This is a genomic window from Burkholderia sp. LMG 13014, from assembly GCF_905232215.1.
In the GTDB taxonomy this organism is placed as follows: domain Bacteria; phylum Pseudomonadota; class Gammaproteobacteria; order Burkholderiales; family Burkholderiaceae; genus Burkholderia.
This window is the reverse complement of record NZ_CAJNKE010000267.1, coordinates 1-7,900: the sequence shown is the minus strand read 5'-3', so window position 1 is coordinate 7,900 and position 7,900 is coordinate 1. Positions and strand designations below refer to the sequence as shown.

The following is a 7,900-nucleotide window of genomic DNA, read 5'->3' as shown; positions in this document are numbered from 1 at the left end:
TCGGCGCGCGCATCCGCACGCCGGCCACCTGCGTCTCGAACACGCGCTCGAACTCGCCGTGGTAGTGCGACACGTCGGTCGACGTGCCGCCCATGTCGAAGCCGATCACGCGCTCGAAGCCGGCCGCCTGCGCGGCACGCACCATCCCGACGATGCCGCCGGCCGGGCCCGACAGGATCGCGTCCTTGCCCTGGAACGCGTCGGCGCGCGTCAGCCCGCCGCTGCTCTGCATGAACTGCAGGTTCACGCCCGGCATCTCGTGCGCGACCTGCTCGACGTAGCGGCGCAGGATCGGCGACAGGTACGCGTCGACCACGGTCGTATCGCCGCGCGACACCATCTTCATCAGCGGCGACACCTCGTGCGACACCGACACCTGCGTGAAACCGATGCGGCGCGCCAGGTCCGCCAACGCGCGTTCGTGCGCGGTGTAGCGATAGCCGTGGATCAGCACGATCGCGAGCGCGCGCACGCCCGAGTCGAACACGCGGCGCAGCGACGCTTCGGCGCCCTGCGCATCGAACGGCACGACGACGTCGCCGTGCGCGCCGACGCGCTCGTCGATTTCGACGACGGCTTCGTACAGCGCGTCGGGCAGCACGATGTCGAGATCGAACAGGCGCGGCCGGTTCTGGTACGCGATGCGCAGCACGTCGCGAAAGCCGCGCGTGGTCGCGAGCGCGGTGCGTTCGCCCTTGCGTTCGAGCAGCGCGTTGGTCGCGACCGTCGTGCCCATCTTCACCATGTCGACGCGCTCGGGCGTGATCGGCTCGCCGGCCGCGAGGCCGAGCAGGTGGCGGATCCCGGCCACGGCGGCGTCGCGGTACTGCTCGGGGTTCTCCGACAGCAGCTTGTGCGTGACGAGCGTGCCGTCGGGCCGGCGCGCGACGATGTCGGTGAACGTGCCGCCACGGTCGATCCAGAATTGCCAGCGCGCGGCGTCGGAGGGAACGGGGGAAAGGTGTCGGTCAGTCATGATGTCGGGTCGATGCGTCGTTGAATCGAAGGACGAGCGCCGCCGCACGGCGCGCGTCGCGCGCCGTGTCACGGGGTCGATCAAAGGGGAAAAAACGAAAGGCCGGCCGGCCCGCCACTTACGCGGCGTCGAGTTCGCGGCCGCGTGTCTCGGGCAGCGTCAGCGCGGCGACGATCACCACGCCGTACGCGGCGACCGCGAAGATGCCGATGCTCGTGCCGAGCCCGTACTCCTTCGACAGTGCGCCGATCAGGAACGGGAACAGCGCACCGATCGCGCGGCCCACGTTGTAGCAGAAGCCCTGGCCGGAGCCGCGCACGCGGGTCGGGAACAGTTCGGTGAGGAACGCGCCCATCCCCGAGAAGATGCCCGATGCGAAGAAGCCGAGCGGGAAGCCGAGCCACAGCATCGACGCGTTGGTCAGGTTCAGCGACGTGTACGCGAACGCGATCACCATCGAGCCGACCGCGAACAGGATGAAGTTCGGCTTGCGGCCGAGGCGGTCGGTCAGGTACGCACTCGTCAGGTAACCGACCCACGAGCCGAAGATGATCATCGCGAGATAGCCGCCGGTGCCCATCACCGTGAGGTGCCGCTCGGTCTTCAGGAAGGTCGGCAGCCACGTCGTGATCGCGTAGTAGCCGCCTTGCGCGCCGGTCGTCAGCAGCGCCGCGCGCAGCGTCGTCGTGATCAGCTTTGGCGCGAAGATTTCGGTGAGGCGCGGTGCATCGGCCACTTTCGCCTGTGCGGCCTTCTCCTTCTCGTAGACGTCCGGCTCCTTCACGTAGCGGCGGATCGCGACGACCAGCAGCGCGGGCGCGAGGCCAACGAGGAACAGCGCGCGCCACGCCTGCTCGGCCGGCAGCACCGAGAACAGCAGCGCATACAGCAACGCACACAGCCCCCAGCCGATCGCCCAGCCCGACTGCACGAGGCCGACCGCCTTGCCGCGATCGCGCGCGCGGATCACTTCGCCGATCAGCACCGCGCCGGCCGTCCATTCGCCGCCGAAGCCGAAGCCCATCAGCGCGCGCGCCGCGAGCAGCTGGTGGTAGTTCTGCGCGAGCCCGCACAGCGCGGTGAACACCGCGAACCACAGCACGGTGAGCTGCAGCGTGCGCACGCGGCCGATCCGGTCGGACAGGATGCCGGCGATCCAGCCGCCGAGCGCCGACGCGAGCAGCGTGATCGTGCCGATGAAGCCGGCGTCGGCCAGCGAGATGCCCCAGGTCGCGACGAGCGTCGGGATCACGAACGACAGCATCTGCGTGTCCATCCCGTCGAGCATGTAGCCGACCTTGCAGCTCCAGAACGCGCGACGCTCGCGCGGCTGCGCGTCCCCGTACCACGAGAACAGGCCGTTACGCTCGGGGCTCGCGGGCTCAGCGGTGTTCGCCGCGAGGGTCTTGCTTTCCATGGTGGTGCTCCTGTCGTTATGCGCCGTCGAATGGCGATCGTGCGGGCGGTGTGTCGTGCGGGTGGTCGTCGCCCGAAATCAGAATACGGCCAGCGACGCGTTCGTGATGTCGGTCATCAGCATGTGGCCGGGCGTGTGCGCGATCGCGATCGGCAGCTTCGCGTCCATCAGCGCGGTTTGCGGCGTCACGCCGCACGCCCAGAACACCGGCAGCTCACCGTCGCGGATCGTCACCGCGTCGCCGAATTCGGGGGCGTTCAGATCGGCGATGCCCAGTTCGCGCGGATCGCCGAGATGGATCGGCGCGCCGTGCACGCCCGGGAACCGGCTCGTGATCTGCACCGCGCGGATCGCGTCGGCGCCGCGCATCGGCCGCATCGACACGACGAGCTGGCCGCCGAAGATCCCCGCGCGACGGTTCGGAATCGACGTGCGGTACATCGGCACGTTGCGACCCTCCTCGACGTGGCGCAGGCCGATTCCTTCGCGGGCCAGCATGTCCTCGAACGAGAACGAGCAGCCGATCGCAAACACGACGAAATCGTCGCGCCACAGCGCTTCCAGCGATTCGACGCGTTCGGTCAGGCGGCCGTCGCGGTAGACGTTGTAGCTCGGCACGTCGGTGCGGATGTCGAGATCCTCGCCGAGCGCGTCGACCCGGAACGCGCCCGGTTCGCCGACGCCCAGCAGCGGGCAGGCTTTCGGGTTCGCCTGGCAGAAGCGCAGGAAATCGTGCGCATACGCGTCGGGCAGGATTGCGAGGTTCGCTTGCGCATACGGGCCGCAGTGGCCGGCGGTCGGGCCGCGGAACGCGCCGTGGCGCACGGACTGGCGGAATTCGGAAGGCGTCATGAGGTTCTATCGCAGGTCGGTATGTCGTCGGGATGACGATGGCGTGTCATCGGATACGGCGAAGAATAGAAAAGAAAAAATTTTGCCGCCAACGAGTTTTTTTGCGCTTCGTGTATAGAATTTCTTAACGGATCTCGGGGTTTTCCCCTGCTTCGTTCACTTTTCCTCACCGGCACAGTGCGCATCCACCGTCCGACCGACCGCCATGAACACGCGTTTTCTCGAAACCTTCGTCACGCTCGCGAAGCTGCGCAACTTCCGTACGACGGCCGCCGCGCTGCACGCGACGCCGGCTGCAATCTCGCAGCGCCTGAAAGCGCTCGAGGACGAACTGCAGACGGTACTCGTCGACCGCGACAGCCGCGAATTCCGCCTCACGCCGAACGGCGAATACCTGCTCGGCTATGCGAAAGCCGTGGTCGAGGCGACGCAGGAGCTGCAGGCCGCCGCTTCCGGCGAGAGCGCGCTGCGCGGCAAGCTGCGGCTCGGCGTGATCGAAACCGTCGTGCACAGCTGGCTGCCGCACTATATGCGGCGGCTCGCGGCCGATTATCCGCAGCTTGAAATCGACCTGACCGTCGACGTCAGCGTCGTGCTGCAGCGCCGGCTGATGGCCGGCGAGCTCGACCTGATCATCCGCGTGGAAGGCAGCGACGAGGCGTCGGTCGTGTGCGATGCGCTCGCGAACTATCCGGTGCGCTGGATCGCGCGTGCCGGGTTGCTGCCGAATGCGCGCACGGGGCTCGCGCGGCAGGTGCTGCGGCAGCCGATTCTCACCTACGGGCGCGGTACGGCACCCCATCGTGCGCTGGAGGACATCGTGCGTACGCTCGCGCATACGCACGGCGTGCCGCTGTCGGACACGCGCATCACCGGCTCGCCGTCGATCTCGGTGATCGTGCAGCTCGTGCGCGACGGGTTTGGCGTGGCGGCGATTCCGAGTCTGTTCGTCGATGCGCTGATCGAAAGCGGTGAAGTCGTCGAGCTGCCGCTGCAACCTTCACCGCCGTCGATCGTCGTGTCGATGTCGCGGCGGGCCGACGCGCCGCGGTTCGTGCATGGCGCGGCGACTGCGGCGCGGGCGGCGTGTCACGAGTATTGCGAGAAGAGCAAGCGGTTGCTGGTCGAAGCGCTTTGACGCGGTGCGGGCCGGCGGGGGCCGAGGCCGGGTTTGCGGTACGCATTCGACATCGCCGCGCGAATCGCCCACAATCGCCTGCGACGCGTGCGCGCCACGCGTCGTGAATGCCGGCACGGCCGTCCGGCATTGACCGCTTCGCACGCCCCTGCACAACAAGAAGGCAACATGCAGACTCGTACCGCTTCCGCTCGCCTGAACCTCGCGCGCGCCGTCCTCGTCACGCTGTACGTCGTGTCACTGCTGCTGCCGGTCGCCGCCGAACCGCCGAATGCGATCGGCGCGGTGCACTGGTGGCGCGGTTACATGGTGCTCGTGATCGGCCCGCTCGCGATCCTCGATCTGCAATTCGCGTGGCTCGGCAACCCGCTGCTGGTCATCGCGCTGATCAAGCCGAACCGTATCGTATCCGCGCTGCTCGCCGTGGTCGTGGCCTTCGCACTCGGATGGCACACGATTCCGACCGGCCCGGACTTCAAGCCGATCCACGCGTTCGGCATCGGGTACTACCTGTGGCTTGCGGCGATGGCCGGCGGTGCCGCGTTGCCGTGGATCGGCGGGCGCGGGAAGAAGGACGCGGTCGCGCCGGTGGCCGTGATGGCGCCGGATGCCCCGGTCGATGCGATCGCTGCGATCGATCCGATGGATGCCATTGATCCGATGGATGCCTTGGACGCCGCCGAGCTTGCCAATCCCGCACCGTCACCGCCCGTTTCGCCCATCCCGCCGGACAACTGGGCCGTGACCGCGACCGGTACGCGTATCGAGGCGACCGATCACACGGGCACAACGCACGGAATCGCGCTGTCCGACCTCGGCGCGGTCGTGATCGAAACCAATGACCAGGGGCCGTACATGTCGTCCGTCTGGTGGATCCTGTTCGATACGAACAAGCAGTTCGCGTGCGGGTTCCCGCAGGACGCCGAAGGCGCGAAAGCGGCCGTCGACCGGCTGCTCGACCTGCCCGGCATCGATCACCGCAAGGTCATCGACGCGCAGACGTCGGTCAAGAATGCGATGTTCCCGATCTGGCAGCGCACGGCGCAGGCGGAGCCGAAAGACGGCGAAGCGCAACGCACCGACTGAATCCGCGTCACGACAAAGTTGAAGGGCACGGCCACGGAAACGCGCAGCCGTGCCTGTGTCGCCCGGCGTCAGCCAGCCGGGCGCTCACCTTCTTCAGTGCGACCGCCCCGCATCCGTCCCCGGCGCGAACTCGATACCCCGCAGCACTTCCGCAAACTTCGCAGTCCGCAGCACGGCGAACTGCTCGTGCGAAGCCGTCGTTGCGCTCGCGTTCTTCAGCACGTCACGCACCGCAACCAGACGGTTCGGATCGGCACCGACATCGCCGTTGCCGCTGACCGTCGACGTAATCGCCCAGATCGTCACCGTGCCGTCGCGTTCGACGCGGCCCGTCAGGTTGCGCAGGCCAGCCGTCGCCGGTGCCCACGGCAGGCCCGTCGCCGAATTGTTGCCGGCCGGGTAGCCGGCAACCGAATACGGCTGACCGAGGTTCAACCCGTTCTGCAGCGTATAGGCGAGCTTCCACTGCTTCGTACCTGCGTCGTAGATCCACTTCTGCAGGCCCGCCGTCGTCTGCGCAGCCGCATGCGTGTACAGGTCCGCGCCGCCCGTGTAGCCGTCGCCTTCGTCCGCGACATACAGCGTGTTCGCGTCGGCGAACCAGATCCCGAACGGATAGGAGAGCGTCGTCGCGGTCTTGTTCGGCGTGGTCGGGAAACCGGCCAGCACGCACATGTTGTTCGGCAGGCCCGCCGTCTGCAGCGTGGCCGCGTTGTACGCGAGCGGCGCCGTCGGCAGCACGGCCTTCGGCGACGGCACGCCGACACCCGACGGGCACGCGGTGCCGGTCGTATCGACGAAGTACACGGTGTTCACGCCGTTGCCGCCGCTGCCCTTCGTGTAGTACACGACGTTGTCGTGCACCGCGATGCCGCGGAAGTTGTCGTCCTTGCCGATCTTGTCGGCCTTCGCGCCGAGTTCGGTGACCGAGAAGCTCGCGAGCGGCGTCGGCACGCCCGGATCCTGCTGCGCTTCGTGATGCTTCGCGCCGTCGATCAACTGCGCGCCCGCGCCGAGGATCACGTTGTCCGGTTGCGGGTTCGAGCCGTTGCCGGCGTTGCCCGACGTGTAGTAAATGTCGCGGCCGTCGCGATTGTTCAGGATCGCCGCGCGGCCGTTGTTGCCGCTGTACGCATTCGTCTCGGTGAAGCGGAAATGCCCGTGGCGGTCGACGCGCGCGATCGTGCGATAGACGTTCTGCCCGTCTGGGTTCGTCGTATCGACCGCGAGCGGCGTGTTCGAGTTCGACACGTCGATCGCGTTGACCGGCGCGACGTAGCCCATGAACGTCAGATAGCTGCCGTCGAGCGACAGGTGCAGGCCGAGTTCCGACTTCGAGCTGAAGCTCGTCACCATCTGGTCGTGCGCGAAGCCTTTGTGCAGGCTGTTCGGCACTTCGAGCGTGCTGACGACGCCGCCGGCCGGCGTGATCTGGTCGAGGAAGATGCGCGACGTGATGCCGAAGCTGCCGTCGTAGCGGTCGTTGTTCCACACGTACGGATAGGTGCCGTCGTTCGGTGCGCCGGCAGCCGCGCCGCAACCGCCGGTGGTCTTCGCGCAGTTCGGCGGCAAGATCGCGCCGGGCTGGACGTTGCTCGACACGTTGTCGTACACGCTGCGGCTGAGTACCAGGAAGCCCGGCACGAAACCCGGCTCGAAACGGCTGTCGCCGTCGTTGTCATGCGGGGCAGCCTGCGCGCCGATGCTCGCGGCGATCAGCGTCAGTGCGAAGACAGGAACGGTACGATCGCGCAGCGCGCGGCGGCGCTTCGCGGACAAGGCGAAATTCGGCATGGACAAGGCTCCGTACGACATCGAGTGAGGACGTTGTGGGTGGACAGACTGACGACGTGAAGCCCCGCCACCTTAGCCATGCTTGATGAACAATTGATTGCACGCGATGCCGCGGAAACCCGCGCGTGTGCATGGGTTTCCGGGCATGGCGCCTTGTTATTTATCCGTAATGCGAAAGAAATGAATCAGACAGCCATTCAGGCGGATGGCCCCGCATGCGGCTGCGTGAGCTTGCCGTCGCCATATTCGCGCAACACTTTCGCAATCACGACGCGATAGCCGTCCAGCCAGCGCGCCTGTTTCGTCTTTGCCTCGAGATGCGCCGGGTGCTGCATCAGTTGCTGCAGCGCCGCCTCCGATTCCCAGTAGTAGACGTTCTGGATCAGCCCCGATTCGGCGTTCTCCCACGTCTCCTCGCCGAGATAGCCGGGCGTCGCGCGCGCCATGTCGGCGATCTGCCGGTCGAGCCGGTGGAATTCGTCATCGTATTGCCCGGCACGGAAAATGAAGGTCGACGCGTACATGCCCGCTCCATCGAAGGCGATTGAAAGAGCGCCGATTGTAAGGCACGCGCGGCGTGCCGCGATCGTCATGCGGCAAGTGGATCGGCGTCCGGCCGGTCGGCGAGCCACGCGTC

General features: G+C 67.2%; 7 protein-coding genes. 2 read left to right on the top strand and 5 right to left on the bottom strand.

Translation table 11 applies throughout. The features are described 5' to 3' along the window. The 3 genes from JYJ84_RS22575 to JYJ84_RS22565 form a co-directional block, all read right to left on the bottom strand. Nucleotides 1–976: hydantoinase/oxoprolinase N-terminal domain-containing protein (locus tag JYJ84_RS22575; protein ID WP_275890739.1), on the bottom strand; the 976-nt coding region annotated here is incomplete at its 3' end. Between the two features lie 118 nt (nucleotides 977–1,094). Further along, nucleotides 1,095–2,393 carry an MFS transporter gene (locus JYJ84_RS22570; protein ID WP_122948881.1) on the bottom strand — a complete coding sequence of 433 codons (1,299 nt, stop codon included), beginning with the start codon at nucleotides 2,391–2,393 and terminating at the stop codon, nucleotides 1,095–1,097. A 78-nt stretch (nucleotides 2,394–2,471) separates the two neighbouring features. Then, entirely contained in the window at nucleotides 2,472–3,245 is a 774-nt protein-coding gene (locus JYJ84_RS22565; RefSeq protein WP_122949706.1) for a putative hydro-lyase, read from the bottom strand. Between the two features lie 205 nt (nucleotides 3,246–3,450). On the opposite strand from JYJ84_RS22565, the gene JYJ84_RS22560 reads away from it, so the two are divergent. Both JYJ84_RS22560 and JYJ84_RS22555 read left to right on the top strand, forming a co-directional pair. Further along, the gene (locus tag JYJ84_RS22560) at nucleotides 3,451–4,383 is read left to right on the top strand and encodes a LysR family transcriptional regulator (protein ID WP_089453664.1); all 933 of its coding nucleotides are present in this window, start codon (nucleotides 3,451–3,453) and stop codon (nucleotides 4,381–4,383) included. A 168-nt stretch (nucleotides 4,384–4,551) separates the two neighbouring features. Continuing rightward, nucleotides 4,552–5,469 carry a hypothetical protein gene (locus JYJ84_RS22555; RefSeq protein ID WP_175219321.1) on the top strand — a complete coding sequence of 306 codons (918 nt, stop codon included), beginning with the start codon at nucleotides 4,552–4,554 and terminating at the stop codon, nucleotides 5,467–5,469. A gap of 93 nt (nucleotides 5,470–5,562) precedes the next feature. Here JYJ84_RS22555 and JYJ84_RS22550 read toward each other — a convergent pair whose 3' ends face one another. Both JYJ84_RS22550 and JYJ84_RS22545 read right to left on the bottom strand, forming a co-directional pair. Then, nucleotides 5,563–7,263 carry a hypothetical protein gene (locus tag JYJ84_RS22550; protein ID WP_175219319.1) on the bottom strand — a complete coding sequence of 567 codons (1,701 nt, stop codon included), beginning with the start codon at nucleotides 7,261–7,263 and terminating at the stop codon, nucleotides 5,563–5,565. Nucleotides 7,264–7,460: 197 nt separating this feature from the next. Beyond that, a complete protein-coding gene (locus tag JYJ84_RS22545) occupies nucleotides 7,461–7,787 on the bottom strand; it encodes an antibiotic biosynthesis monooxygenase (RefSeq protein WP_175219317.1) in 327 nt (108 codons plus the stop codon). Between the last annotated feature and the right edge of the window lie 113 nt (nucleotides 7,788–7,900).

Bases quoted from the DNA above. Each gene is read 5' to 3' on its own strand.
- JYJ84_RS22570 (WP_122948881.1), bottom strand. From the start codon at position 2,393: ATGGAAAGCAAGACCCTCGCGGCGAACACCGCTGAGCCCGCGAGCCCC.
- JYJ84_RS22565 (WP_122949706.1), bottom strand. From the start codon at position 3,245: ATGACGCCTTCCGAATTCCGCCAGTCCGTGCGCCACGGCGCGTTCCGC.
- JYJ84_RS22555 (WP_175219321.1), top strand. From the start codon at position 4,552: ATGCAGACTCGTACCGCTTCCGCTCGCCTGAACCTCGCGCGCGCCGTC.
- JYJ84_RS22550 (WP_175219319.1), bottom strand. From the start codon at position 7,263: ATGCCGAATTTCGCCTTGTCCGCGAAGCGCCGCCGCGCGCTGCGCGAT.
- JYJ84_RS22545 (WP_175219317.1), bottom strand. From the start codon at position 7,787: ATGTACGCGTCGACCTTCATTTTCCGTGCCGGGCAATACGATGACGAA.
- JYJ84_RS22560 (WP_089453664.1), top strand. From the start codon at position 3,451: ATGAACACGCGTTTTCTCGAAACCTTCGTCACGCTCGCGAAGCTGCGC.